Below are 24,029 nucleotides of genomic sequence, written 5' to 3'. Positions count from 1 at the left end.
CTCCTATGGCGCGATATAGACAGGGTTGGAGACCGCCCGTCGGAGCGGCTCGGCCACGAGCTCCGCTTCCGTAAGCCCCCAGGGGAAGGGCTCCTCCCCGACAGCCGCGCGAAACTCCTCGATGAGCATTGCATGGGAGGCGTCGGCCAGGATCTCGCAGCGAAGAAAGCCCCGCGGGCTCGCTTCGAGAGCAAGCACCTGGTCGTGCTGGTCGATGGGCATGCGCGCGATTTCGCCGGCGGCGTCGTACCAGGCGAGAAGGTCGCCGGCAGCCCCCTTTACATGCGCTTCCGCGTGGCCTGCGGCTACGGTCGAGCCCATCGGCGCGCCATCCAGAGTGAGCGCCAGATGCGGGCCGGCGGGGCTTTCGGTGACGTAGCCGCGACCGGCTTTCATGGCGTCGAGCACGGCATCCTCTGAAAGCTCCTCCAGCCATAGCACCGTGGTGGGACGGGCGAGCACGAACGGCCCCTCGGAGAGGAGACGGTCCGGCTGGTGGAAATCGCTGCCGCCGATGGCCGAGATCTTCAGCCCCGATGCAAGCCGTTCCTGATAGCGGCGAAGCGAAATCCAGTTGCGGGCGAGCCAGGCCTGCTGCCACACCTCCATGCAGTCGATCTGCGGCAGCTGGTAGTTCCAAGGGATGGTCGGCTTGTCATGATTGACCGAGAGAAGCCCGCTCCTCTCGTGCACAATACGCGCGAGCGTGTGCGCATCCTCCGGCCGGTTCATGCGGAAGTCGATCCAGTCGTCGATGCCGAACACGTTGGCGTGCCCCTCGTCGGTGGTCACCTCCATGGCGCGCACGAAGACGAGCTCCGGCGAAGAATGCGCGTGGAAGTAGCGGCGCTGCGTCGTGGTGTTGTGGTCGGCCACCGCAAGGAAATCGAGCCCGGCCTGTCTCGCCGCGGCATGCAGGAGTTCTGGGCTGCCCTTCGCGTCCGAGTGGAAGGTGTGGCAGTGCAGGTCGCCCCTGTACCAGCCGGCGCCTTTCCGCACGGGCCGGGTGCGCTCGGGCTGGGGCGCGAGCATGCGGGGCGTGTTGTCGAAGGCAAAGGTCAGTTCTATGTCGGCCCCGCGTGCTGGCACCTTGTGAAGCCCCAGGATCACCCGCCAGGTACCAGGAAGAATCTCGCCGTGAACATAGCCCGGCGTGGCATCGTCCGTGGCGATGAAGAAGCGGTCGCGTGCGCCGCCGCTCCAGCCGCGAAAGCCCGCTTCGCTCGGGAAATCGCCCAGGCGAGGATCGGCGCAGCCGAGATCGATGATGCGATCATCCGCTTTCTCGTAGCGCATCGTCGCGTCGATGCGGGTCGTGCCTTCCGGCACATCGAAGGGCACGTAGAAATAAGGCGAGCGCGCCTTGTCTGCGGGCGTGACGTGCAGGTTGAGCACGGTCATGTCAGGCCTGCTCGCCGTCCGTCGGGAGCCTCGCCCCGCCGGGATCGAAAAGATGGATGTGGTCGGAAGAAAAACCAAGCGTCACCATGCCTTCAAGCGTGATACTGTCGTCCGTGAAGATGCGCGCGGTGAACCGGGCGGCATCGTCGCGCTCGAGCGTCACCAGCGTCTCCGGCCCCATATTCTCATTGGCGAACAACTGACCTGAAATCTTGTTCTCCTCCCCGCCCTTGGCGATGGACAAGTGCTCCGGCCGGACGCCGAGCGTGAGCTTGCCGTTCCCCTCCAGCGCCTTTGCAGCCGCACGGGAGACGGGAAGTGGTGGCGCCATAAGCCCTTCGGCTTTCAGACGGATCTTTCCGTCCGCGATCATGGCTTCGACCGGCAGCAGGTTCATGGGCGGATTGCCGACGAAATTGGCGACGAAGGTGGTGGCCGGTCGGCGATAGACGTCCAGCGGCGGCGCATATTGCACCACTTTCCCCGCATCCATGACGGCAACGCGCGTGGCGAGCGCCATGGCCTCGGCCTGGTCGTGGGTCACGTAAACCGCTGTCATGCCCATGTCGCGCTGGAGATGATTGAGGAAACCCCGCGCCTCCAGCCGGAGCTTCGCGTCGAGATTGGAGAGCGGTTCGTCGAAGAGATAGACGTCCGAAGGATAGACGAGCGCGCGGGCGAGCGAGGTGCGCTGCTGCTGCCCGCCGGAGATCTGCGAGGGCATGCGGCCCATAAGGTGGCCGATCTTCAGGACATCCGCCACCTCGCGGGCGCGCGCATGGCGTTTGGCCTCCGCCTCGCCGCGCACCTTCAAGGGATAGGCGATGTTGTCGGCCAGGTTCATGTGCGGGTAGAGGGCGTAGTCCTGGAAGACCATGGAGATCTTCCGGTCCTTCGGATGCATGAAGGTGACGTCCCGCTCGCCGATCATGACGCTGCCTGCAGTGGGCGTTTCCAGCCCGGCAATCATGCGCAGCGTCGTGGTCTTGCCGCAGCCGGAGGGGCCGAGCAGGCAGATGAATTCGCCGTCGCCCATCTCGATGTCGAGATCGGAAACGGCGGTGAAATCGCCGAATTTCTTGGTGACGCCGTCGAAACGAACCGAAGCCATGGACCCTCAAGCCTTGATGCCGCCGAAGAACCGGAAGCCGAACTTCCAGCTCACGAAGAGGTAGAGAACGATCACGGGAAGCGAGTAGATGAGCGAATAGGCCGCAAGCAGCGTGACGATGGGCGTGCCCGCTTCCGAGTAGAAGGAATAGATGGCGACGGAGGCCGGCATCTTCTCGCTGGAGCGCAGCAGGATGAACGGGATGAGGAAGCTTCCCCAGATGTTCACGAAGGCCCACACCACCACCACGACGATGCCCGGCCGGATGACCGGCAGCGCCACGTCGAAGAAGGCCTGCACGGGCGTCGCGCCAGCCACCATGGCGCTCTCCTCATAGCTTCTCGGGATGCTGTCGATGAAGTCGCGCAGGATGAACATGGCGGTCGGCAAGAGCCCGCCGGCAAAGACCAGGATCACCGCGATCTGCGTGTCGATCAGCCCCATGCCGTTGACGATGAGGAAGATCGGCACCATCGCCGCCGAGCCCGACACGACCGAAGAGAAGAGAAGCAGGATATAGGTGATGATGTTCTTGCCCGGGATCGGCGAGCGCGACAGCGCGTAGGAGGCGAGCGTGGCGCCCGCGCCCACGAGGATCACCCCGCCCACGCTCTGGATGAGCGAGTTCCAGAGGCCGCGCAGTGCGAAACTGTTCTGGAACACCGTCTCGAAATTGGAGAAGGAGAAGGGTTCGGGAATGGCGAGGCCCAGCTCCGCCCGCGGATTGAAGGGGGCGAAGATGAACCAGACCAGTGGCAAGGCGAAGAGAACGCCGACGAGCGCGGTGGCCGCCGAGAAGCCGATGCGGCTGAAGTAGAGGCTCAGATAGCGCTTCATGCAGCCACTCCCCTGGCGCGCTTGCGCGTGACCCAGAGATAGAAGAGCGCGAAGGCGAGATTGATCAGCATGATCACAACGCCCACGGCCGCCCCCTTGCCGAACTCGAAATCGCGGAAGGCGACGCGGTAGGTGTAGATGGAAAGAATCTCCGTGCGATAGGACGGGCCGCCCTTGGTGAGCAGGAACGGCGTGAAGACGTTGAAGGTCCACATGGTGATGAGGATCAGGTCCGTCACCACATGGCCGCGGATGAGCGGCAGGCCGATGTCGCGGAACTTCTGCCAGCTCGACGCCCCCGCCACGTCCGCCGCCTGGAAATAGCTCGGCGGGATGGAGGAGAAGGCCGAGTTGAACAGCATCATGGAAAAGGCGGTGCCGCGCCAGGTGTTGAAGACGACGATCACCCAGAAGGGGAAGGAGAGCAGCCAATCGCCCCTCGGCAGGCCCAGCGCATCCATGATCATGTTGAGCGTGCCGTTGTCGTAGTCGAGGAAGGCGAACCAGGCGAAGGCGATCACCACTTCGGGCAGGATCCAGGCGGCGATCACCACCATCTCGGTGAGGCGCTTGAGCGTCTTCGGCACGGACTGCAGCATCCAGGCAAGCAGCATGCCGAGCGCCGCCTGCCCGGCGAGCGCCGAAAGCAGCACGAATTGGATCGTCAGGATGAGCGAGGTCCCGAACTCGCCGCGCGTGAGGAAGGAGCCCGCCTCGAAAAGCGAGATATAATTGGCAAAGCCGACGAACTCCGGATCGAGCGCCGTGCGGCCGAGCAGCGTGCGGTTCGTGAAGGAAACGTAGATGACCCAGAAGAACGGCGCGATGACGAAGGCGCCGATCAGAAGTCCCGCCGGCGTGAGAAAGGCGGCACCGGCTCTGCGCGACAGAAGGGAAAAGGATTTCATGGAACCCGCCATTTCCGTTAGACGCTCTCCCTCCGGCACCGTTCAGGCATGGATCCTCGGGTCAAGCCCCGGGGATGACGAGGAGGAGAGGTTTTCCGCCGATCGCCGACGCTGGCGATTGCCGCCCACATCCCTGCAGTCGTCATCCTCGGGCTTGACCCGAGGATCCATGCCCGACCATCGACGCGCTGCCAGCGATCGATCGTTGGTCGTTGGCTTGCAAGGGATGCGCGGCGGTCACACGCATCCCTCGCGCGAGCCCGTCAAAGCAGGCTCACCGTGTTCTCCTCGCCAACGATCTTGGTCACCGCCTCGCCATAACGCTTCATCGCATCCTCCGGGGAAAGCTCGCCCGAGACCACCGCCTCCGTCATGCGCTGGATCTCGGCCGAGACCGCGTTGTAGTTGGCGTCGTTCGGCCGTGCCGTGGTGAGCGGCAGGAGCACCTCGGACGTTTCCTTGAGGAACGGTGCCTCGGGAATGTCGACGTCGTCGCGGATGCGGATGCGCGGCTGGAACTTCTGGAACTCCGTGAGCTGCTCCTGGCCGTTCATGAAGGCAAGCAGCTCCCAGGCAAGCTCCGGCTCATCCGTGTTGGGATTGAGCACGAAACCCGTGCCGCCGGAGACGGTGACGAAATCCTGGCCGCGGATGCCCTTGCCGGGCTCCTTGGCCGGCATCTTGGCCCAGCTCATCACCTCGTCCCGGTTCTCGACGGCAAACTCGGAGCCGGGTGCCGTGACCGAGCGCCAGAACCAGTCGCCCTCGACAAGCATCGCCGTCGTGCCGTCGCGGAAATTGGCGAAGGTGCGGTTGCGCCCGTCGCCCAGGAGCTGGGCGCGCTGGTCGCCCAGCTTCTCGTCCACATAGATGGTCTTGTAGAGATTGAGTGTGTCGAGGATGCCCTGGCTCGCCACGATATAGCGGCCCTGGTCATCGGTCACCTCCTCGCCCATGCCGAGCAGCGCCATCCAGTAGCCCTGCATAGTGGTGGCCTCGCCCATCGGCACGCCGGCATTGAGCTGCAACGGGAAGGTGTCCGGGTTCTTCTCCTTCAGCGTCCGCGCGGTGTCGAGCAGCTCTTCCCAGGAGGCGGGTTGCCATGTCTCGGGATCGATGCCGGCGTCGCGCAGGAGGTCCGCGCGCACGAAGATCATGCGCACATCCGTACCGAGCGCGATGCCATAGGGCTTGCCCTGATAGGACATCAGCGCCTTCGCGCCATCGGAAATATGGCTCCAGCCGTCCCAGCCCGTGACCGCATCGCCTGCCAGATCCTCGAGCGGCTTCAAGAGCCCGCCTTCCACGAAGCTCGGGATCAGGAAGCCGTCGAAGCCTGCGATATCGGGCCCCGCGCCGGTGGAGAAGTCGAGCGCGAGCTGCTGCGTGAGCTGCTCATCGGAGCCGGCGAATTCGGTGAAGGTGACGTTCACCTCCTCACCCGCGTCCGCCTTCATCTTGGTGAAGGCAGGGATGACGCTCTCCTTGATCCATTTCGCCTGCTCGGAGTTCACACCATCCACCACGCAGCGGCAGGTGATGGTGAGATCGGCCGCCATGGCCGGCGTGGCGAGCGCGGTGGCCGCGGCAAGGCTCATCCATAATGCATGAGAACGAATGCGCATCGCGATTTTCCTCCCTTCGCGACAGAATCCGGCTGCTCGGGCGGCTTCGGCCGCTCCGATCCCGGTGTTTGGCGGAAGCCATCAACCAGTCGTTAAAAGTGAACACGTTTTCAATTTCTCGTCAATGCCGATCTGGAAACCATGACGACTGCATCTCCGCAGAGGTGCCGGAATGTGGAAAATGTCACGATACTGTCGCATTTCCCGGCCGATTTCCCGTATGGCGGCTTGACCGTCGAATGCCGTTGCGAAAGAATAAAAGTGAACACGCTTTCATTAATGCAGGACATGACCGGGTGACGAGCAGGCCCAACGGGAGTTCCCAGCGCGCCACGGCGGAGATGGTGGCCAAGGCGGCACAGGTGTCGCGCGCGGCCGTCTCCCGCGCCTTCAACCCGCAAGCGCCGCTGAAGCCCGAGAAGCGGGCCCGCATCCTGAAGATCGCCGAGGAGCTGAGCTACACGCCCGACCGCGCGGCGCGCGCGCTCGTCACCCGCCGCACGCACCTCGTCGGCATGATCGTGCCGGACGTCTGCAGCCCCTGGGAGGCTCAGGAGATCGATGCGCTCACCACCGCGCTGCAGGCCGAAGGCTTCGCCACCCTGCTTTTCAAGACGCGCACCGACCGCAGCATGGACGAGACGCTGCTTACCTATATGCGCGGCTTCAATCCGGATTCCGTCATCGCGTTTATCGAGAATGTGCGGCCGCACATCCTCTCCCGCTTTCTCGACCGCGCCGTGCCGATCTACGTGAACTATTTCATCGAGGACGGAGCCGACGGGCTGCAACCGGGGGAACCCCGGACCCTGTTCGACCGGCTCGATGTCGACCAATGGGAGGGGATGGAACAGGCGGTGGCGTTGCTCGCGGGCTATGGCTGCCGGCGCATCGCCTATCTCGCGGGCAAGCCGGACTCCTTCGCCGAGCAGGCACGGCGCCGGACGCTGGAGGCCCTGATGGCAAAGCGCGGCCTCGGCCACCCGATCGTCATTCCCGGCGACTTCAGCTATGACGCGGGCCATGCCGGCACGATCGACCTTTTCCGGGTGGGCGAAGGGGCCGATGCCATCTTCGCCGCCAATGACGAGAGCGCCTTCGGCGCGCTCGACGCGCTGCGCCACGAGCTAAGGCTGAGGGTGCCGGAGGATGTGAAGGTGATCGGCTTCGACGACATCGCCCAGTCCCACTGGAAGAGCTACAATCTCACCACGGTGAAGGTGGACCTGGAAGCCCGCGTGCGTGCGCTCGTGCGCCTCATCCTGCGCCGGCTGAAGGACCCGGAAGCCCCCGCCCTTTCCGAAACGGTGCGCACGCGCCTCGTGGTGCGCGGGACGGTGGGTTGAAGGCGAGAGGCGGTTTCCGGAGATGATGGCGCACCTTCGCACCCCCCTCTGGCCTGCCGGCCATCTCCCCCTCAAGGGGGGAGATCAGCTGTCGCGGTGCTTTTCCTCAATCGCCAACGGTGCAGAAGAGGCGCTGGAGCATGCAGCCGGCGCCATCTCCCCCCTTGAGAGGAAGATGGCCCGCAGGCCAGAGGGGGGCGCGGCGGGGCACATACCCGCGCGATTGTTCCCGCTATCGAGCAACCCATGACCACCTCCCGCATCCACCTCGTCTTCAAGACCCATCTGGACATCGGCTTCACCGATCACGCGGAAAAGGTGCGGCGGCTCTATCACGAACGCTTCATCCCGCAGGCGATCGCGACCGGCGAGCATTTCCATGCCGAGGACCCGGCGAACCCGAAATTCGTCTGGACGACCGGCGCCTGGCTGATCTGGGACCATCTGGAAACGCGCTCGCGCGAGGAGGCCGCGCGGCTGGAACGCGCAATCGAGAAGGGCGTGATCCGTTGGCACGGCCTGCCCTTCACCACCCATTCGGAGCTGATGAGCCCGGCGCTCTTCCGGGCGGGCCTGTCCTATGCGGCCGAGCTCGACCAGCGTTTCGGCAAGCGGACCATCGCCGCCAAGATGACCGACGTGCCCGGCCACACGCGGAGCATCGTGCCGCTGATGGCCGAAGCGGGGTTGAAGTTCCTGCATATCGGCGTGAACACGGCCTGCCCCCCGCCGGACGTGCCGGAAATCTTCCGCTGGCGCGCACCCGGCGGCGAGGAAATCGTCGTCATGTACCAGCGCTCCTACGGCGCCACGCACCTGCCGGAAGGTCTGGTCGATGGGCTGAGCTTCGCCCACACCAACGACAATATGGGCCCGCAGCAGATTCACCAGGTGGTGGAGATCCTGCGCGAGATGGGCCACCGCTACCCCGATGCCGAAATCCGCGCGGCGACGCTGGAGGATTATGGCGCGATCCTGTGGGAGAACCGCGCCCGCTTTCCGGTCGTGGAACTGGAGCTGGGTGACAGCTGGATTCATGGCAGCGCCAGCGACCCGGTGAAGATCGCCCGCTTCCGCACGCTTCAGCGGCTCTATGACGGCTTCGAGGCAGCGGAGCTCACAAGCCCCCGCATCGCCTTCGGGCGCCGGCTGGCTCTGGTGGCCGAGCACACCTGCGGCGTGGACGTCAAATCCTTCCTGCGCGACGAGACGGCATGGGACCGGCCCGATTTCGAGGCGATGCGCCAAGGGGATTTCCGCTTCCGCTACACCGAAGCCTCCTGGACCGAGCAGCGCTCCTATCTCGACGAGGCTGTGGCGGCGCTTGCGATCGAGGACCGCGGCCAAGCGGACGAGGCATTGAGGGCGACCGAGGTTCCCGAAGCGATGGAGCCGACCGAGGCGCCCGCGGGCAAGGCGGCGTTTGCGGGAGCGGATGTGGAGCTTGATCGCGAGACCGGCGACATCCTGGCGCTCCAGCTGGGCAGCATGCGGATCGAGGGTGACGGCCCGCTCTTCGGCTACCGCTACGAGAGCTACGACGCCGGCGACATGGCCGTGCATCTCGACAGCTATCTCACCGACCGGCCGGAGTGGGCGATCCTCGACCATGACAAGCCGGGGCTCGGCAAGGCGAAGACGGCCCGCTCGGCGGTGTTCCGTCCGCGCTTCAAGGGAATCGCACAGGAGGCTGGCCGGCTCGTGATCGTCACGGAATTTTCGGGTGAACCACATGAGGCTTTGGGTGCGCCGCGCCGAGTGGACTACCTTCTAGAGCCGCGCGACGAAGGTTTTCAAATCACGGTCGTCCTGCGTGGAAAACCGGCCAACCGCATGCCCGAGGCAGGTTTCGTGGAATTCGCCCCGACGGGTGCCGGCGGTTGGGAACTCCTGAAAACCGGACTGTGGCAGAAGGCGGGGCATGTCGCGCGGCTGGGCGGCGGCGCGCTTCAGGCGATCTTTTCCGCGCGCGCACCAATCGAAGGCGGCAGGATCGAGATCACGCCGTTCGACACGCCGCTCGTGGGACCGCGGGACCACCCGTTCATGGTTTTCCCGCAGGAACCGCCGGCCTATGACGCGGGGCTGCGCTTCAACCTCCACAACAACAAATGGGGAACCAATTTCCCCATGTGGTGGGAAGGCGACTTCGTCTCACGGTTCCTGATTTCCTTCCAGAGCTGAGCCAGCTCATCATCATGCCAAACGCGGCGCGACTACCGTGCGACCGCGCGCTTGCCGTCCCGGTCGAAGACGTGGAGATAACGGCTGGGGAAAGCGATCGACACCGCGCCGCCCGCATCGAGTGCCGCGCGATCGAGCGTGAAGATCTTGAGCGGCAGGCCGTGCAACGTCAGATGCAGGATGATGCCGAAGCCGGTCGGCTCGATGAGATCGACGGAAGCGGGGATACCGTCCGCGTCCTGCATCCCCATCACCACGTGCTCGGGGCGGATCCCAAGCGTCACCGCCGAACCCGGCTCCAGCACGAACGGATGCGGCAGCGGCACCGATACCCCGTCGGCGAGTTTCGCAGCCGGCCCGCTCTCACCTTCCTGATAGCGCGCTGAGAGAAAGTTCATCGCCGGCGAGCCGATGAAGCCCGCGACGAAGAGATTGGCCGGACGGTCGTAGAGTTCGAGCGGGCTCCCCACCTGCTGCACCACCCCGCCATGCATGGCGACGATGCGGTCGGCCAGCGTCATGGCCTCGATCTGGTCATGGGTGACGTAGATGGAGGTGGCACCGAGCTGCTGGTGGAGCTTCTTGATCTCCGCCCGCATCTGCTCGCGCAGGCGCGCGTCGAGGTTGGAGAGCGGCTCGTCGAAGAGGAATACCTTCGGGTGCCGCACGATCGCCCGCCCCATGGCCACGCGCTGGCGCTGACCGCCCGAGAGCGCCTTGGGCCGGCGTTCGAGCAGCGGCTCGAGCCCCAGCTTGCCCGCCGCGTCGGTGACGGCGGACGCGATCTTCTCGCGCGCCGCCCGCCGCAGCCGCAGACTGTAGCTCATATTGCCGGCCACGGTCATGTGCGGATAGAGCGCGTAGGACTGGAAGACCATGGCGATGTCGCGGTCCTTGGGCGCAAGCTCGTTCACGCGCGCGCCGCCGATGCGGATCTCGCCTTCGATCACCTCTTCGAGACCCGCGATCATCCTGAGAAGCGTGCTCTTGCCGCAGCCGGAGGGGCCGACCAGCACGACGAACTCCCCGTCGCCGATCGTAAGCTCCACGCCGTGGAGGACGGGCACCTTGCCATAGGCCTTGTGGAGATTGTCGATGTCGATGGTCGCCATGGAGATCCCCTCAGCCCTTTACGGCGCCGGCCGTCAGGCCCTGCACGAGATAGCGTTGGATGAACAGGAAGAAGAGGCAGGCCGGGATGAGCGCCAGCACGCCCGCCGCCATCATCTGCCCGAAATCGACGGAGAATTTGGAGACGAATGTGAGCAGCCCCACCGGGAAGGTGGCCGCGTCGTTGCCGGAGATCAGCATCAACGCGAAGAGGAGCTCGCTCCAGGCTGCCGTGAAGACGAAGCCGAGTGTGGCCGCGATGCCCGGCAGCGTGAGCGGCAGGATGATCTGGCGGAAGGCCATGAAGCGGCTGGCGCCGTCTATCATCGCCGCCTCCTCCAGGTCCTTCGGGATGCCGTCGAAGAAGGACTGCATGAGGAAGGTGGCGAAAGGCACGTTGAAGGCCGCGTAGACGATGATCAGCCCCGTCAGGCTGTTGGTGAGGCCGAGCGGCGAGAGCATCTTGAAGATCGGCGCCACCAGCATGACCAGCGGGAACATCTGCGTCACCAGCATCAGGGCGACGATCCAGTATTTCGCGCGGAAGGAGAAGCGCGAAAGCGCATAGCCCGAAAGCGCCGCCAGGATGGTGACCACCACCGCGGTGGAGCCGGCGACAATCACGCTGTTGCGGAAGAAAATCGGGAAGGCGCTGTGGGCCAGCACGAAACGGAAATGCTCCAGGCTCGCCCGCGACGGCCAGAGCCGCACGCCCTCCGAATAGAGGAGGTCGTTGGGCGTGACGGAGACCTTGAGCAGCCAGAACAGGGGAAAGAGCGCAAAGGCGACATAGACGAGGATCGCTGTCCGGTGGAGAATCGTGGGCAGAAGGGATTTCGAGCGCATCGTCTCAATCCCTCTCGAGCAGCGTCTGGCGCAGGAGCACGATCAGCAGCGAATAGGCGAGCAGCAGTCCGAGCAGCACGAGCGCGATGGCCGAGGCATAGCCGAAATCGAGTTTCCTGAAGGCCTGGGTGAAGATGTAGCTTGCCACGATCTGCGTGCGGTCGGCCGGCCCGCCCCCCGTCATGACGATGATCAGGTCCGCGAAATTGGAGATCCACACCGTACGCAGGAGTACGGTGATGGCGATGGTGGGCGCGAGGAAGGGCAGCGTGATGGAAAGGAAGCGCCGCGCCGGCCCCGCGCCGTCGATCGCCGCCGCCTCGTAGAGGTCACGCGGGATCGCCTGGAGCGCGGCCAGGAGCGTAATGGCAAAGAAGGGAATGCCCCACCAGACATTGGCGACGATCGGCCCCCACATGGCAAGCTGCGGGTCCGACAGGATGTTGGCGGGCTCGCTCATGATCCCCAGCGCATAGAGCCAGTGCGGCAGAGGTCCAATCACCGGATTGAAGAGCCAGGCCCAGTTGAGGCCTGCAAGGAAGCTCGGCACCGCCCAGGGCAGGAACACCAGCGCCTGGACGACCATGCGGCCGGGAAAGGGCCGGTCGAGCAGCAGCGCGAGGATCAGGCCGAAGGCGAATTGCAGGGCGACGGACGCCCCGGTCCACCAGAGCGTGTTCCTCAGCGCCCGGTAGAAGGCCTGGTCCTGTGAAAGCGCGCGGAAGTGTTCGAGCCCGATGAAGCCGCCCGAGAAAGGGTTCAGGATCTGGACGTCGCGGAAGGCATAGGAAATGCCGAGCACCAGCGGCACGAGCATGACGGTGGCGATGAGGATCAACGCCGGAGCGCTGTAGAGATAGGGCTCGGACGCATGCGCGATCCGCTTGCGAAGCGGGCGCCGGTCAGCCTGCCTTACGGGGCGCGGGGCGGTGATGTCCATTGGGCCGGAGTTGCTTCCTTACCGGTACGTTCGGAATGTGCCGACGGACGGGAGCACGACCGGACCATCTCCAAATTCGAAGATGGCCCGTGCCGTTTCCGTTACTGTCTCAGCGGACTACTGTTTCTGCTCCGCCAGATATTTCTGCTGCGCCTTCGTGAGATAGTCGGCCCATTGATTGGCGAGCTCTTCCGGCGTGATCTCGCCGAGCAGCGCCTGCTGCGAGGTGGTGATCACCAGCGCATCCTTGAAATAGGCGAACTCCTCCAGATAGGTGGGCATCACCGTGGGCACGACATCCATATCGGCCAGCTCCTCGAACCAGCCCTTGAACTGGTCCCCCGCATAGAACGGATCCTCCTCGGCCGACTTGTGCACCGGCAGCGCGCCGGTGCGCTTGTTCCACGCGATATTGCCTTCCGGCCCTTCGAGCGTGGCGATCAGCTTCCAGGCGAGGTCCTTGTTCTCGCTGGAGGCGAACATCGACCAGCCGGCGTAGCCGATGGTCGGGAAGGCCTTGCCGTCCGGCCCCTTGGGCATGGGGGCGACGCCGAAATCCTCGGGCTTCATGCGCTGCGCGATGGCGATCAGCGCATCGGGGTCCTGGTCGAGGAAAGCGCAGGTGCCGGTATAGAATCCGGCCACGATCTCGTTGAAGCCCCAGTTGACGCTGTCCTTCGGCGCAAGCCCGTTCTTGTAGAGGTCGATCACCCATGTGAGGCCCTTCACCCAGCCCTCCTCGTTGAGCTTGGAGGTACCGTCGGGGTTGAAGAACTCGTTCGAGCCCGCCATCGTGGCGCCGAACATCATCCAGCCGTTGAGGCCGCCCGGCCCGCCGCGCAGGCAATAGCCGTATTTGCCCGGAAGCTGGGAAACGGCCTCCGACGCCTTGACGAATTCATCCATCGTCTTCGGAGGCTCGGAGACGCCGGCCTCCTCGAGCAGTTTCTTGTTGTAGAACATGGCGCGGAGATAGAAGCCGTAGGGCAGCATATAGGCCGTGTTGTCGACATCCCGGCCGAGTTCCAGCGCACGGTCGGTGAGTCCATCCGTGTGCTCCCACTCCGCGAGGTAGGGCTCCAGGCTCTCCAGCATGCCGTTGTTGGCGTAGAGCGCCAGCCAGGTATCCGGCATCTCCATCACATCGGGCACATCGCCGGCCGAGACCATGGTGGCGAATTTCTGGAAGGCCTCGCCCCAGGGAAGCGAGACGATCTCGACCTTGGTGCCGGGATTGGCTTCCTCGAACTGGCCCACGATGGATTTGAGCGTCTCGGTCCGCTCGGGGCTCGTGATCACCTCGACGAGCTTCAAGGTGGTGTCGGCCATGGCCGTCCCCGTCATCAGGGAGGCGAAGGCCGTTGCGATCAGCAGTTTCCTCATTTTCGTTTCCCCTTTCTTCTTGTCGGTTTCTCACTCATGCGCTGGACGCCGCGGCGATGGCGGCCTCCAGGTCGCGCCAAAGTGCCTCGGCTCCCTCGAGCCCCACATGCAGGCGGACGGACCGCGGGCTGATGCCGAAGGCGACCGCGGAATTGGGCTCCGCCTTCTGCTGCAGCACGACCTCGCCGGGAACGACGAGGCTTTCGTGCCCGCCCCAGCTCACGCCGAGCTTGAAGAGGCGAAGGCGATCGACGAAGGCGCGGACATCCACGCCGTCGTGGAAGATGAAGGAGAAGAGCCCGGATGTGCCGGCAAGCCCCGCCGGCAGGCGGTTTCCGAGGCCGGGATGGCAGACCTCCTCCACCATGGGATGCGCCTGGAGACGGGTCGCGATCGCCATGCCCGCCTCCTGATGCGCACGCATGCGCACGGGCAGCGTGCGCATGCCGCGGATGAGCAGCCAGGCATCGAAGGGCGAAAGCTTGCCGCCGAGATAAGGATAGGTTTCCGCGCGGATACGGCCGATCAGCTCTTTTGAGCCGGCGACCACGCCCGCCACCACGTCGCTGTGGCCACCCAGATATTTCGAGGCGGAATGAACGACGAGGTCGACGCCGAGGAAAAGCGGGCGCTGGAAAACCGGACTGGCCCAGCTGTTGTCGATGATGCTCAGCACGCCCGCCCTCCTCGCAAGGGCAGCAAGCGCGCCGACGTCATGGGTTTCCATCACCCAACTCGTCGGACTTTCCATGTAGAACAGCTTCGCGCCGGGAAGCGCCCTGGTCACCGCCTCCTCGTCGCGGCCGTCCACATAGACGACCTCGACGCGCATGCGCTTCAGCACCGTGCCGAAGAGGCGGAAGGCGTCCGGATAGACGTGCCGCACGGCGACGATGCGGTCGCCCGGTTCCACGAAGCTAAGCACCGCCGAAGAGATGGCCGCCATGCCGCTCGCAAAGCCCAGCGCGTCTTCCGCGCCCTCCAGCTTCGCCAGCATCTCCTCGAACATGCGCACGGTGGGGTTCAGCCCGCGCGTATAGGTCGGCCGCACCTTCTCGCCGCGATAGGTGGCGAGCATCTCGTCATAGTCCGAGAACGTGAACAGCGAGGTCTGCACGATCGGCGGCACGACCGCCTCGAACGCATTGGCCGCGTCGTGGGCGACGGTGAGCGAGGCTTCGTCGAAACTGTCCTGCCCGTCGCTCATCGCGACATTTCCTCGATGTCCTCCTCGACGATGTCGAGGATCTTCAGTGTCTTCTCCCGCGCTCGCTCGGTGTCCTGCACCACGATGGCGTCGAAGAGCTCGCGGTGGAACGGGAAGGAGCGGCCGGCGAAATCCTGCCGCTCGAAGGGATGTTCCCAGAAGCGCTGGAAGGCACCACGCATCTGCTCCAGGATCTGCCGAAAAAGCGGGTTGTGCGCGGCATCGTAGATCGCGAGATGGAAAGCGAGATCCTCCGGGCCGGACGTGCCCTTGGCCAGATGCACGCGCTCCATCTCGTTGAGTTTCTCCTCCATGAGGGCGATGTCCTTGACCGTGCGGCGCCTCGCGGCGAGCACGCTCGCCTCCGCCTCGATGCAGCGGCGCACCTCCAGCGTCTGCAGGAGCGCGTCGCGCAAATGCACGGCATTGAGCGACAGCGGCATGTGGATCGTGCTCGCCGAGACCGGCTTGACAAGATAGGTGCCGCTGCCCCGCCGCGTCTGCAGAACGCCCAGCGCCTCGAAGCGGCGGATGACCTCGCGGATGGTCGAGCGCCCGACCTTCAGCGCCGCCATCAGTTCCCGCTCGGCCGGCAGCCGGTCGCCGCTCTTCAGCTTCGCCCTCTCGATATAGGCCGCAAGAGCATCCGTCACCTGCTGAATCCGGTCCTGAACCGGCAGCGATCCAATATCCAGCCGTTCACGCATGGAGACGTCTTCCCCTCGAGCCAGCCTTTAAATTGGTCTGACATCCGAGCGATTTTAAGTCGGAAAAAGCGGACGGGTCAACACACCGCCCCGCAGCCCTGTGCATATCACGGATTGGCGGCTCAGGCGCCGTAGCGTTCTGTACGGATGACCTCCGCGGGAATGCCTGCCGCGAGCGCTCCGTCTGCTGCCGAATTCACGAAGGCGTTGGAGCCGCAGACGAAGACGTGTTTCGGCGCGACGGGCATTCGTGCGACGACTTCCGACATCAATGCGGCATCGATCCGGCGCGGATAGTCGCCGTCGCGCCGCGGCGTGTCGCGCGTGAGCGACAGCACGAGCGTGAAGCCGTTGTCGAGGCGCGCCAGTTCCAGAAGTTCACCCCGATAGAGAACGTCGTCCCAGGTCCGTGCCGAAAGCAGGAGCAGGACAGGCACAACCGACCCCGTCGAATGCCGATGGCGGATCATCGCCATCAGCGGCACCAGGCCGGAGCCTCCTCCCACCAGGAGCAGCGGCCCGCCATCCTCCACGGACCAGACGAAATGGCCGCCGAGCGGGCCGCGCAATTCGATCTCGTCGCCCATCTCGGCCACATCATGGAAGAAGGGCGACACCTCGCCGTCGTCCAGCCGGTCGATGGCGAGTTCGATCTCGCCCGGATTGTCAGGCGCCGAGGCGATCGAATAGCTGCGGACGGCGCTGTAGCCGTCCGGCGCGGTCAGCCGCAGGTCGACATATTGCCCCGGACGGTGGGTGAAGGGCCTGGGCAAGGCGAAGAAGAAGCTCTTGATGCGCGCGGTGCGCGGGATGATCGCAGTGATCGTTGCGGCCTGCCACTGCGCCGCCGCCGGCGGAACGGCGTCAGTCATGCGTGTAACGCTGCTCGCGCCAGGGATCGCCGTAGATATGATAGCCGCGCAGCTCCCAGAAGCCCGGCTCATCCCGCTCGGTGAACTGCAGTCCGTTGATCCATTTCGCAGATTTCCAGAAATAGAGATGCGGTACGAGCAGCCTTGCCGGCCCGCCATGATCTGCCTCGATCGGCCGCCCTTCGTAACGAAACGCGATCATGGCCTTTCCGCCCGTCAGGTCCTTGAGCGGCACATTGGTCGAATAGCCGTCGAAGGAATGGGCGAGCATGAAGGGCGTCGGCGGCTCGCCGATGCCGGCCTCCGCCAGCACGTCGTCGATCAAGACGCCTTCCCACGCGGTGTCGAGCTTGGACCACGCGGTGACGCAGTGGATGTCGCGCGTCATCCTTGTCATCGGCAAACCGTTGAACTCGGCCCAGTTCCATGTCCTGACCGGCCTCGGACCGATCTTCAGCGTGAAGGACCATTTCTCCGGCGTGATCCTGGGTGTCGGCCCGGCCGAAAGCACCGGGAAATCCTGCACCAGATGTTGGCCGGGAGGAATGCGGTCTGCCTCGCCTTCTGCCCGGCCTCGGCCGGTGAACCCTCGCGTCACCATCGTCGTCTCCTCGCTATCGGGCGGACATGTCATTGATGGCACGAGGTTCGCTCCACCGCCAGCGCCCATGCGCGGCCGGGCGGGACAAAAGAGCAGCTTCAGCGCAGCCGCGCCGAGCGGACCGATATGACGAAGATCGGGCCGTCATCATCAGCCACTTCCATTTTCCAATCCGTCCCGATCGGTAATGTGCCGTCCAGATCCTTTATCATCTCGCCGCAGGTGGTGATTGCCTCACTCCACGCCGCGTTCGGGTCGGGAAGTTCGATATCGCTGTTTGCTGCAGTCCGCGCGCATTCGCCGGCGACGTGGAAGAAGTAGCGTGGCATGGTTTTCGCCCCACAAACTATGATTTTCTGGTTTTCGCGCGAGCAGGCATGGCAACCTTGCTCTCTTCCTCGAGCACCGTGCGAACCTCTTCGTGGGATGCGCCCGCTTCGGGATGGGCTTTCAGAAGCTCTTCCGCCTTGGCTTCGGTATCCAACGGAGCGTCGGCCTGCAAAACGGCGTCGGCAATATCGACGGCCAGCGGTAAGGTCGGCATCATCGTCTCCTCGCACCCCGCCGCGAGCCCGATCATCCCGGCCCAAACACCCAAGCCCGAAGGGTGTTCCCGCCGTCAGGGGCTGTAATCGAACCCTATGTCCAGTACGGGGGCACTGTGCGTGATCCAACCGACGGAGATGAGGTCCACCCCCGAAGCGGCGATCGCCGGCGCGGTCTCCCGCGTCACACGGCCCGAGGCCTCGGTGATCGCTCGCCCGGCAGTGATCTCCACTGCGCGGGCAAGTTGTGCAGGCGCCATATTGTCGAGCAGCACGGCATCCGCGCCGAGCGCAAGCACCTCCTCGAGCTGATCGAGCGTATCCACCTCCACCTCGACCTTGACCATGTGGCCCGCATGCGCCCGCGCCCGCTCGATCGCGGAGCGGACGCCGCCGGCGATCGCGATGTGGTTGTCCTTGATGAGAATGGCGTCGTCGAGACCGAAGCGATGGTTCGACCCGCCGCCGGCACGCACCGCGTATTTCTCGAGCGCGCGCAGGCCGGGCGTGGTCTTGCGCGTGCAGACGATCTGCGCCTTGTGCCCCTTCACCGCTTCCACGATGGAGGCAGTCGCCGTGGCAATGCCGCTCAGATGGCAAAGGAAATTGAGCGCCGTGCGCTCGGCGGTGAGAAGGCCGCGTGCGGGGCCGCTGACGCTGGCGATGACGTCGCCCGCGCCGACCACGCTGCCGTCCGGCCGCTCGACCTGCATCGATATCGCAGGATCGACGAGGCGGAAGGCGAGTGCGGCAACATCGAGTCCGGCGACCACGCCCTGCTGCCGGGCGGTAAGCGTCAGTTCGGCAGGGAAGCCGACCGGCACGACGGCATCCGTGGTGAGATCGCCCGCGCGGCCGAGATCCTCGACGAGGGCCGCCCGGACCAGGGGCTCGAACATGACCGTGGGAAGCGGCGGAAGCTCCATCTCAAGCATACTCCATCTCATGCACTCCGAGCCAACGACGCGGCCGGTTCCAAAGCAAGGTTGCGCGCCGCCGCCAACGCCTGTTCCAGCGTGAGGCGGGTATGCACCGCGCGACTGTTCCGATCGGGGAAATCGGAGCGGAAATGCGCGCCACGGCTCTCCTCCCGCGCGAGAGCCGAGACGGCCATCATCAACGCGATCGCCGCGGGATCGGAAGCAGGGCCGGGGCACTCGATGAAAGGCAGGAGCGCAGCGACCGCGTCGCGTAAGGTCTCGCCGTCGCGCGAAACGCCCAAGGCGCGGGAGACGATCGGGCGCACGGCCGAAGCATCGACCCGGGCGGCCGTGGGAAGGGAGACCGGCCGCGGCCGCAGGCGATCGGCCGTGCCGGCGATGCTTTCCGCCACACAGCGGCCAAACACGGCGGCCTCGATGAGCGAATTGCTGGCGAGCCGGTTGGCGCCGTGCAGACCGGTGGAGGCCGCCTCGCCGCAGGCCCAGAGGCCGGAAACGGAACTGCGCCCCTCGCCGTCCACGGCGATGCCGCCCATGTGGTAGTGCACGGCAGGGCGGATCGGGATCGGCTGCCGCGACGGGTCGATGCCCGCAGCCTTGCAGGAGGCGTCGATGCCGGGAAAACGCCGGGCGAAGCGGCCCCCGAGCGCCCCTCGTGCATCGAGGTAGACGCGATGACCCTGGGCGAGATGAGCAGCCACCGCGCGGGCCACGACATCGCGCGGCGCAAGCTCCGCTCCGGGCACACCTGCGAGGAATCGGCGGTCCGTCTCGTCGATGAGAATGGCCCCTTCCCCACGCACGGCCTCGCTGACGAGACGCATCGGCCGGTTCGCCCCGTCGAGCGCAGTGGGATGGAACTGCACGAATTCGAGATCGCGAAGCGCCGCGCCCGCGCGGGCGGCGAGCGCCAGGCCCTGGCCGATCGAGCCCAAGGGGGTCGTGGCATCGTCGTATAGCCCGCCGATGCTGCCGGTGGCGACCACCACGCGACCGGCGGCAAGCAGCACAGGCCCTGACGGGCCGGAGGCGACGACCCCGGAGACGGCGCCGTCATCCGTGACGAGCCGCCGCGCCTCGAAGCCTTCCAGCACGGTGATGGAGGGGGTCCGGCGCACGGCGGCAACGAGCGCGCGCATGATCTCGCGGCCCGTGGCATCGCCTTCCGCATGGACGATGCGGCGGCGGCTGTGCGCCGCCTCCAGCCCGAGGAGCAGCGCACCGTCGGGACCCCGGTCGAAGCGGACGCCGAAACGTGCCAAGTCTTCGACGGCGCGAGGTGCCGCGCTGACCACCTTGCCCACGATCTCCGGGTCGCAGAGCCCGTCGCCTGCCGCGAGCGTGTCGGCCCGATGCAGCTCGGGATCGTCGTCCGCCCCCATGGCCGCCGCGAGACCGCCCTGCGCCCAGCCGCTCGACGCTTCCTGCCCGAGAGGCGCTTTCGACAGAACGACCACGGGCGCGGGCGAAAGATGAAGTGCGGTGGCGAGCCCGGCGAGACCAGCGCCGACGATCACCGGCCGGCCACCGAGGTCACGAAGATCGATGCCGTTCATCTGACCGCGAGCATCCGCTCGACGGCGTGCCGCGCGCGCTCGGCTATCTCCGCACCGACCGTCACCTCGTGCCGGTTTTCCTCCAGCGCCCGGCGAATATTGCCCAGCGTGATGCGCTTCATGTGCGGGCAGAGATTGCAGGGGCGCACGAACTCGACGTCCGGATGGGCCACGGCGACATTGTCGCTCATGGAGCACTCCGTCATCAGCACCACGCGCCGCGGCTTCTCCTTCCCCACATAGGCCGACATGGCGGCCGTGGAGCCGGAGAAATCCGCCTCCGCCACCACCTCCGGCGGGCACTCGGGATGGGCGAGCACGACGACGCCGGGGTTCCCCTCCCGCAATTCGCGGATATCGGCGGCCGTGAAGCGCTCGTGCACCTCGCAATGGCCCTTCCAGGCGATGATCTCGACCTCCGTTTCGGCCGCGATGTTCCGTGCGAGATACTCGTCGGGGATCATGATCACGCGGGGAACGCCGAGCGACTCCACCACTGCACGGGCGTTTCCGGACGTGCAGCAGATATCGGATTCGGCCTTTACCGCCGCCGATGTGTTGACATAGGTGACGACGGGAACGCCCGGATAATGACGGCGCATCAGCCGCACATCTTCCGCGGTGATGGAGTCGGCCAGCGAGCATCCTGCCCCCATGTCCGGGATGAGCACGGTCTTTTCCGGATTGAGCAGCTTCGCCGTCTCGGCCATGAAGTGGACGCCGGCGAGCACGATGACATCGGCGTCGGTGTCCACCGCCTCACGCGCAAGCGCCAGGCTGTCCCCCACGATATCAGCCACGCAGTGGAAGATCTCCGGCGTCTGGTAATTGTGCGCCAGGATCACGGCGTTGCGCCGCCGTTTAAGGTCGAGGATGGCCTCGATATCGCCAACGAAAGCCGGCCATTCGACCGGCGGGATCACGCGCCTCACCTTCTCATAAAGCGCGTCGGTTCGCCTGGGGGTGTCGAGCACGGGCGGCCTCCATTATGCTCAATCAGAGTATATCTTAGATATGCTTACTTTGAGCATAAGCAATGTCAAGCCCTCATGACGGGTAATTTTGTCCCTGCGACCGTTCGCTCCATCAGAACGCCGGGACGGAAACGGAAGAGCTTCGCCGGGCGCCCGCCCGTCTCGGAGGTGGTCTCTCCGGTCTCCTCCACCAGTTCCTGCTGCTCGATGAGCCGCCGGAAATTCTGCTTGTGGACGAGGCGGCCCGCGAGCGCCTCCACCGCTCGCTGCAACTGCAGAAGCGTGAAGACGGGCGGCATCAGCTCGAACACCACGGGGCGGTATTTGATCTTGGTGCGCAGCCGCGCGATTCCCGTGGCGAGGATGCGCCGGTGGTCGGCGATCATCGCGCGGCCGGAAGCGGGCGGCGCATCGCCTCCCTCCCTGCCCCGAAGCGCCTCCTCGACAAGGCCGGCTTCGTAAAGAAGCTCATAGCGCTGCAGCACGAGTTCTTCGTTCCACGGCCGGTCATCGAGACCGAAGGCAATCGCGGCGCGGTGCCGCCGCTCCTCGAGTGATTGTCCGCGCTCTTCCGTCCAGGCCTCGAGCCGCGGCAGGATGACCTCGGGGAGGATGGCCGGCGGGCCTTCGCGGTGGTCCTCCCACGGGAAATAGTCGTACCAGCTCCGCCAGTCGCGCGGCCGGTCGTTTTCCGTCCGCTCGTCGCGCGTAAGGCCCAGATAACTGATCGAGATCGCCCGCTGCGTCAGCTCGTCCGCGATGCGGTCGCGGTCAGCGAAGGTGTAGAGCTGCTCGATATAGCCGAGCGGATGCCCGGTCTGCTGCTCCACCCAGTCGCGAAGGCCCGCCTGCAATGAGCGATGGCCGAGCTCGAACGGCCCGGAGGGCAGAGCGCTTCCCTGCCGGATCGCCAGCACACGGGGATTGCCGTCGATGACCGCCGCCACGACGGCGATCAGATCGACCTTGACCTCGCGGCGCTGATGGGGATCTTCCGTCACGTCTGTCTTGCCCTGGCTCATCCTGCTCCGTTCTATGAGGGTCGGATGAAGAGCATGTATCAGCAGCGGCGGCCCGGCGAAACACCGCGTGGAGCGGAGGGCCGTTGCCATAGGAAGCGAATTTCCTCTTCGCAACTGCACAATTCTATGCGAAACGCACGCACCAGCAGTTGCCTCTGGAGGACCTGTCATGAGCGCAACAGGAGGAGCGAAAGCGATCGTTCCGCCGGATATAGCAGCGGCCAAGGGCGGGCAGCCGCTCGTCTGCCTGACGGCCTATACCACGCCCGTCGCCAGGCTCGTCGATCCCCATTGCGATATCGTGCTGGTGGGCGACAGCGTCGGCATGGTGCTGCACGGCCTGCCTTCGACGCTGGGCGTGACGCTGGACATGATGATCATGCATGGCAAGGCCGTGCGGCGCGGCATGGAGCAGGCGCTAATGGTGGTCGACCTGCCTTTCGGCTCCTATGAGGAAAGCCCGGAGCAGGCCTTCCGCAGCGCCGCCCGCGTGATGGCCGAGACCGGTTGTGCGGCCGTCAAGCTCGAGGGCGGCGAAAGCATGGCCGCGACCATCCGCTTCCTCGTGGCGCGCGGCGTGCCGGTGATGGCCCATGTGGGCCTGACGCCGCAGGCGGTGAACGCCTTCGGCGGCTACCGCGTCCAGGGCAAGGGCGCCGACGGCGACCGCGTGCTGCGTGACGCGCTCGCGACAGCCGAGGCCGGCGCCTTTTCCGTCGTGCTGGAGAAAGTGCCAGAACAGCTCGCCCGCCGGATCACGGAGGAGGTCTCCATTCCGACCATAGGCATCGGCGCCTCGCCGGCCTGTGACGGACAGATCCTGGTGGTGGACGACATGCTGGGCATGTTCACCTCCTTCCGGCCGAAATTCGTCAAGCGCTATGCGGAACTGGCGGAGAACGCCGAGGCCGCGGTCGCCGCCTATGCCGAGGACGTGCGCACGCGCCGGTTTCCCGCGCCCGAGCACGTCTTCGGCGATGTGCCGGGGCCGAAGGGAGAAGACAAAGGATGAGTGTTCCGATCGTCCGCACCGTCAGGGAGCTGCGTGCTGCGGTGGCGGAGTGGCGACGGGAGGGTTCCCGCGTCGCCGTCGTCCCCACCATGGGCGCGCTGCACGAGGGGCATCTGAGCCTCGTGCGCGCGGCGCTTGGCCGGACGGAGCGGGTGATCGTCACGCTCTTCGTGAACCCGAAGCAGTTCAACAACGCCGCCGACCTCGCCGCCTATCCACGCACCGAACATGAGGACGCCGCCAAGCTTGCTCCGCTCGGCGTCCAGATGCTCTACGCGCCGGACGCGTCGGAAATCTATCCGGAGGGCTTCTCGACCACGGTCTCGGTGAGCGGCGTGAGCGAGGGCCTGTGCGGCGCATTCCGTCCCGGCCATTTCGACGGCGTGGCGACAGTGGTCACGAAGCTCTTCCTGCAGACCGGCGCCGACTTTGCCTTCTTCGGCGAGAAGGATTTCCAGCAGCTCCATGTGGTGCGCCGCCTCGCGCGCGATCTCGACATCCCGATCGTGATCGTCGCCTGCCCCACGGTGCGCGAGGAGGACGGGCTCGCCCTGTCTTCCCGCAATGTCCGCCTTTCGCCCGAAGAGCGCCGGGCAGCGCCTGAACTGGCAAGGATCCTCTTTGCGACCGCCGGGCGGCTGACCGGGGGCACCCCCATCGGGGAGACCCTCGCGCAGGCGCGGCGCGCGATACTCGCGGCGGGCTTTACCGAAGTGGAGTATCTCGAATTGCGGGCGGAAAAGGACCTTGCGTCAATGGAGGCGCTCGACCGCCCGGCGCGCCTGCTTGCCGCCGCCTGGCTGGGCGCGACACGCCTCATCGACAATGTGGCCGTTGCGCCACCCCGCGACTGAGAAGCAGCGCATCATCTTTTCCGAAAAAAGCGCCCCCGCCTGTTGGT

The 24,029-nt window shown here is 65.6% G+C and carries 23 protein-coding genes; 4 read left to right on the top strand and 19 right to left on the bottom strand.

Annotated features, from left to right (window positions below; all coding sequences use genetic code 11):
* Positions 1-3: 3 nt before the first annotated feature.
* From PVE73_RS06475 to PVE73_RS06455, 5 genes are all read right to left on the bottom strand, one after another.
* Entirely contained in the window at positions 4-1,401 is a 1,398-nt protein-coding gene (locus PVE73_RS06475; RefSeq protein WP_277366167.1) for a CehA/McbA family metallohydrolase, read from the bottom strand.
* Between the two features lies 1 nt (position 1,402).
* Positions 1,403-2,512: an ABC transporter ATP-binding protein gene (locus PVE73_RS06470; protein WP_277366166.1), complete on the bottom strand. Its 1,110-nt coding sequence runs from the start codon at positions 2,510-2,512 to the stop codon at positions 1,403-1,405.
* 6 nt (positions 2,513-2,518) lie between these two features.
* Positions 2,519-3,349 (bottom strand): carbohydrate ABC transporter permease, encoded by an 831-nt coding sequence (locus PVE73_RS06465; protein WP_277366165.1) that lies wholly within the window; start codon positions 3,347-3,349, stop codon positions 2,519-2,521.
* Positions 3,346-4,257, bottom strand: a complete 912-nt coding sequence (locus PVE73_RS06460) for a sugar ABC transporter permease (protein ID WP_277366164.1) — start codon at positions 4,255-4,257, stop codon at positions 3,346-3,348. Before PVE73_RS06460 ends, PVE73_RS06465 begins: the two co-directional genes overlap by 4 nt.
* Before the next feature lie 263 nt (positions 4,258-4,520).
* Complete coding sequence (locus tag PVE73_RS06455) at positions 4,521-5,882, bottom strand: extracellular solute-binding protein (protein WP_277366163.1); 1,362 nt, start codon at positions 5,880-5,882, stop codon at positions 4,521-4,523.
* A 296-nt stretch (positions 5,883-6,178) separates the two neighbouring features.
* Here PVE73_RS06455 and PVE73_RS06450 point away from each other — a divergent pair, with 296 nt between their 5' ends.
* Together PVE73_RS06450 and PVE73_RS06445 are read left to right on the top strand one after the other, a co-directional pair.
* A complete protein-coding gene (locus tag PVE73_RS06450) occupies positions 6,179-7,228 on the top strand; it encodes a LacI family DNA-binding transcriptional regulator (RefSeq protein WP_277366162.1) in 1,050 nt (349 codons plus the stop codon).
* 246 nt (positions 7,229-7,474) lie between these two features.
* Complete coding sequence (locus PVE73_RS06445) at positions 7,475-9,412, top strand: DUF5054 domain-containing protein (RefSeq protein ID WP_277366161.1); 1,938 nt, start codon at positions 7,475-7,477, stop codon at positions 9,410-9,412.
* Between the two features lie 32 nt (positions 9,413-9,444).
* Here the strand turns inward: PVE73_RS06445 and ugpC are convergent, their stop codons facing one another.
* From ugpC to PVE73_RS06375, 14 genes are all read right to left on the bottom strand, one after another.
* Positions 9,445-10,524, bottom strand: coding sequence for a sn-glycerol-3-phosphate ABC transporter ATP-binding protein UgpC (gene ugpC / locus PVE73_RS06440; RefSeq protein WP_277366160.1), 1,080 nt, complete (start codon positions 10,522-10,524; stop codon positions 9,445-9,447).
* A gap of 10 nt (positions 10,525-10,534) precedes the next feature.
* The gene (locus tag PVE73_RS06435; protein WP_277366159.1) at positions 10,535-11,368 is read right to left on the bottom strand and encodes a carbohydrate ABC transporter permease; all 834 of its coding nucleotides are present in this window, start codon (positions 11,366-11,368) and stop codon (positions 10,535-10,537) included.
* A 4-nt stretch (positions 11,369-11,372) separates the two neighbouring features.
* The gene (locus tag PVE73_RS06430) at positions 11,373-12,308 is read right to left on the bottom strand and encodes a sugar ABC transporter permease (protein ID WP_277366158.1); all 936 of its coding nucleotides are present in this window, start codon (positions 12,306-12,308) and stop codon (positions 11,373-11,375) included.
* Positions 12,309-12,425: 117 nt separating this feature from the next.
* Entirely contained in the window at positions 12,426-13,691 is a 1,266-nt protein-coding gene (locus PVE73_RS06425) for a sugar ABC transporter substrate-binding protein (RefSeq protein ID WP_277366157.1), read from the bottom strand.
* A gap of 34 nt (positions 13,692-13,725) precedes the next feature.
* Positions 13,726-14,898 carry a PLP-dependent transferase gene (locus tag PVE73_RS06420; protein ID WP_277366156.1) on the bottom strand — a complete coding sequence of 391 codons (1,173 nt, stop codon included), beginning with the start codon at positions 14,896-14,898 and terminating at the stop codon, positions 13,726-13,728.
* Complete coding sequence (locus tag PVE73_RS06415; protein ID WP_277366155.1) at positions 14,895-15,605, bottom strand: FadR/GntR family transcriptional regulator; 711 nt, start codon at positions 15,603-15,605, stop codon at positions 14,895-14,897. Before PVE73_RS06415 ends, PVE73_RS06420 begins: the two co-directional genes overlap by 4 nt.
* Before the next feature lie 122 nt (positions 15,606-15,727).
* Entirely contained in the window at positions 15,728-16,477 is a 750-nt protein-coding gene (locus PVE73_RS06410; protein WP_277366154.1) for an FAD-binding oxidoreductase, read from the bottom strand.
* Positions 16,470-17,078 (bottom strand): sulfite oxidase-like oxidoreductase, encoded by a 609-nt coding sequence (locus tag PVE73_RS06405; protein WP_277366153.1) that lies wholly within the window; start codon positions 17,076-17,078, stop codon positions 16,470-16,472. Before PVE73_RS06405 ends, PVE73_RS06410 begins: the two co-directional genes overlap by 8 nt.
* A 98-nt stretch (positions 17,079-17,176) precedes the next feature.
* On the bottom strand, positions 17,177-17,407 hold the full coding sequence (locus PVE73_RS06400; RefSeq protein ID WP_277366152.1) for a hypothetical protein: 231 nt from the start codon (positions 17,405-17,407) through the stop codon (positions 17,177-17,179).
* 17 nt (positions 17,408-17,424) lie between these two features.
* Positions 17,425-17,622: a hypothetical protein gene (locus tag PVE73_RS06395; RefSeq protein ID WP_277366151.1), complete on the bottom strand. Its 198-nt coding sequence runs from the start codon at positions 17,620-17,622 to the stop codon at positions 17,425-17,427.
* Positions 17,623-17,697: 75 nt separating this feature from the next.
* Entirely contained in the window at positions 17,698-18,549 is an 852-nt protein-coding gene (gene nadC, locus PVE73_RS06390) for a carboxylating nicotinate-nucleotide diphosphorylase (protein WP_277367363.1), read from the bottom strand.
* Between the two features lie 17 nt (positions 18,550-18,566).
* On the bottom strand, positions 18,567-20,120 hold the full coding sequence (locus PVE73_RS06385) for an L-aspartate oxidase (protein WP_277366150.1): 1,554 nt from the start codon (positions 20,118-20,120) through the stop codon (positions 18,567-18,569).
* Positions 20,117-21,094, bottom strand: a complete 978-nt coding sequence (nadA, locus tag PVE73_RS06380; protein ID WP_277366149.1) for a quinolinate synthase NadA — start codon at positions 21,092-21,094, stop codon at positions 20,117-20,119. The genes PVE73_RS06385 and nadA overlap by 4 nt, the downstream gene beginning before the upstream one ends.
* Positions 21,095-21,159: 65 nt before the next feature.
* The gene (locus tag PVE73_RS06375) at positions 21,160-22,116 is read right to left on the bottom strand and encodes a hypothetical protein (RefSeq protein ID WP_277366148.1); all 957 of its coding nucleotides are present in this window, start codon (positions 22,114-22,116) and stop codon (positions 21,160-21,162) included.
* Between the two features lie 169 nt (positions 22,117-22,285).
* On the opposite strand from PVE73_RS06375, the gene panB reads away from it, so the two are divergent.
* Positions 22,286-23,128, top strand: coding sequence for a 3-methyl-2-oxobutanoate hydroxymethyltransferase (gene panB / locus PVE73_RS06370; RefSeq protein WP_277366147.1), 843 nt, complete (start codon positions 22,286-22,288; stop codon positions 23,126-23,128).
* Positions 23,125-23,982 (top strand): pantoate--beta-alanine ligase, encoded by an 858-nt coding sequence (gene panC, locus PVE73_RS06365; RefSeq protein ID WP_277366146.1) that lies wholly within the window; start codon positions 23,125-23,127, stop codon positions 23,980-23,982. The genes panB and panC overlap by 4 nt, the downstream gene beginning before the upstream one ends.
* The last annotated feature ends 47 nt before the right edge of the window (positions 23,983-24,029 follow it).

The sequence above is a fragment of the Chelativorans sp. AA-79 genome (genome assembly GCF_029457495.1).
Taxonomy (GTDB): Bacteria; Pseudomonadota; Alphaproteobacteria; order Rhizobiales; family Rhizobiaceae; genus Chelativorans.
Note: the sequence above shows the minus strand (reverse complement) of the source record. Positions and strands in the feature narration are given on the sequence as shown.